Annotated in this window: 3 protein-coding genes and 1 pseudogene; 1 reads left to right on the top strand and 3 read right to left on the bottom strand. The window is 64.3% G+C overall.

All coding sequences use genetic code 11. From position 1 onward, the window contains the following. Positions 1-258: pseudogene (locus AC5DC2_RS23125) on the top strand (MFS transporter); the annotation flags it as partial. A 7-nt stretch (positions 259-265) separates the two neighbouring features. Here the strand turns inward: AC5DC2_RS23125 and AC5DC2_RS23130 are convergent. The 3 genes from AC5DC2_RS23130 to AC5DC2_RS23140 form a co-directional block, all read right to left on the bottom strand. Further along, positions 266-826 (bottom strand): DUF1349 domain-containing protein, encoded by a 561-nt coding sequence (locus tag AC5DC2_RS23130; RefSeq protein WP_024709519.1) that lies wholly within the window; start codon positions 824-826, stop codon positions 266-268. A gap of 20 nt (positions 827-846) precedes the next feature. Continuing rightward, a complete protein-coding gene (locus tag AC5DC2_RS23135) occupies positions 847-1,590 on the bottom strand; it encodes an SDR family NAD(P)-dependent oxidoreductase (protein WP_491700184.1) in 744 nt (247 codons plus the stop codon). Between the two features lie 27 nt (positions 1,591-1,617). Beyond that, positions 1,618-2,334 (bottom strand): amidophosphoribosyltransferase (locus AC5DC2_RS23140; RefSeq protein ID WP_491700185.1); only part of this gene is annotated, 717 nt, incomplete at its 5' end.

Below are 2,334 nucleotides of genomic sequence, written 5' to 3' on the forward strand. Positions count from 1 at the left end.
CTGGCGGCGACATTCCTGCTCGGCATCTTCAACCATTTCGGGCTGAACCTGACCGTCCTGCTTCTAGCCCAACGCAAGCCTGAAGCCCGCGGAACGCTGATCGGCCTCAACACCACCGCCACCTATATCGCGGTGTTCTTCGGGCCGCTCTTGATGAGCGCTCTCTACGCGGGCATCGGGTTCGGGGCGGTCAGCCTGTGCGGCGGCGTGTGTCTGGTGGTCTGCGCCGGTCTGATGTGGCGCATGCGCCGGGCCTGACTACCGCTCAGTGCAAGTCGCGCGGGATGGGAGCGCCGACCGAAAAGCCGGAGAAGCGGACCTTCAGCCCCGCCCGTTCCGGCGTGCAGGCGGTCATGCCGACGAACGCGTCGGATGAAGGGAAGGGGCAAAGCCGCGCCATCTGCCAGTGGCCGTCGCCGAGATGAAACTGAACGCGCACGGCATCATCATGGCGGGTTATGCGGACGGAGACGGGCGTTTGCGGGTCTGCGTCAGGCAGCGGAATGACGGACCAGTCCGAGACATCGCGGGTCACCACGGTGGAGAAGTGCATCAGCCCGTCGGTGAACTCGATACCCGCCTTGATCCAGTGGGTCTCGTCGATCCTGAGGATCAGGCCGGCCTGATCGTAAAGCGTCTCGTAATCGGCCGTCACCGTGGCGCTGGCGGAGAAGTCGCCGGCGACCGGCTCCAGAAAGGCATGGCCGCTGTCGCGGGTAAAGCCATAGAAGGTCTTGCGCCAGAAATCGGTAGCCTTGTCGGTCACCAGTTCCAGCGTTCCGTTTTCCCCGGACCATTCGGCCGGTTCGTTCAGCCATTGCGCCATGATGTTCCTCCGTGCCGTGCCTATTCCGGCAGGCGGTAGTCTTTCAACCGGTCTTCCCGCGAAACAAAAAGCCTGCCGCTCTCCTGAAAATCGGGGCTGACCAGCGGCACGATCTTTTCCGCCACTTCGCTTGGATGCGGCAGTGTCATCGGGTCTTCGCCGGGGGCTGCCTGCGCGCGCATGGCGGTGCGGGTACGGCCGGGATCGAAATTCGTGACCCTGATCGGGGTGTGCGCGGTTTCAGCAGCCCAGGTGCGCCCCAGAACCTCGACGGCGGCCTTGGAGGCGGCATAGGCGCCCCAGAAGGGCCGGCAGGTATGGGCGACGCCGGAAGAAATCAGCACCGCGCGACCGGCATCGGACTGCAGCAGGAGCGGCTCGAGCGAACGGATCAGCCGCCAGGTCGCCGTCACGTTCACGGTCATCACCTGCTCGAACACCTTGGCTTCCAGATGCGCGAGCGGCGAGACGACGCCGAGGACGGCGGCATTGGCGACCATGATGTCGAGCTTGCCCCAGCGGGTGAAGATAGAGCCGCCGAGCCGGTCGATCGCGCCCATATCGGCAAGGTCCATCGGCACCAGCGTCGCCGAGCCGTTGCCGTCGGCCTTGATCGCGTCGTCCAGCTCCTCGAGCCCGCCGACGGTGCGCGCGCAAGCGATCACATGCGCGCCTTCTTTCGCCAGTGCCAGCGCGGTGAAATAACCGATGCCGCGCGAGGCGCCGGTAACGACGGCCAGACGGCCTTCGAGTGACTTGCTCATGATGTCTTCTCCGGACGTGTTCAGGCTTCAGCCGTTTCCGGCCAGAAGCTCGATCTTGGAAAACTCGCCCTCATGCTCCTTGTCGAGCAGGCGGGTCGGATAGTCCCCGGTGAACTGGTGGTCGGTGAACTGCGGCAGGGCATTGTTGCGCTTCTCGCCGCCGACGGCCATGTACAGCCCGTCGATCGAGAGAAACTGCAGCGAATCCGCGCCGATGAACTTGCACATGTCGGCGAGCGTCTTGTGGTTGTTGGCAAGCAGCTTGTCGCGGTCGGGCGTGTCGATGCCGTAGAAGTCGGAATGATAGATCATCGGGCTGGCAACGCGGATATGCACCTCTTTCGCCCCGGCCTCCCGCAGCATCTGCACGATCTTCACCGACGTCGTGCCGCGCACGATCGAATCGTCGATCAGCACCACGCGCGCGCCGGCAATCACCGCCTTGTTGGCCGAATGCTTCAGCTTCACGCCGAAGGCGCGGATCTGCTGCGTCGGCTCGATGAAGGTGCGGCCCACATAATGGTTGCGGATGATGCCGAGCTCGAAGGGAATGCCGCTCTCCTGCGCATAGCCGATCGCCGCCGGCGTGCCGCCATCGGGAACGGGCACGACCACGTCGCCTTCGACGGGCGCCTCGCGGGCGAGATTGACGCCCATGTTCTTGCGGGTCTGATAGACATTGCGACCGCCGACGATGGAATCGGGACGGGCGAAATAGACATATTCGAACAGGCAGAGCCGTTC

The organism is Martelella sp. (genome assembly GCF_984369615.1).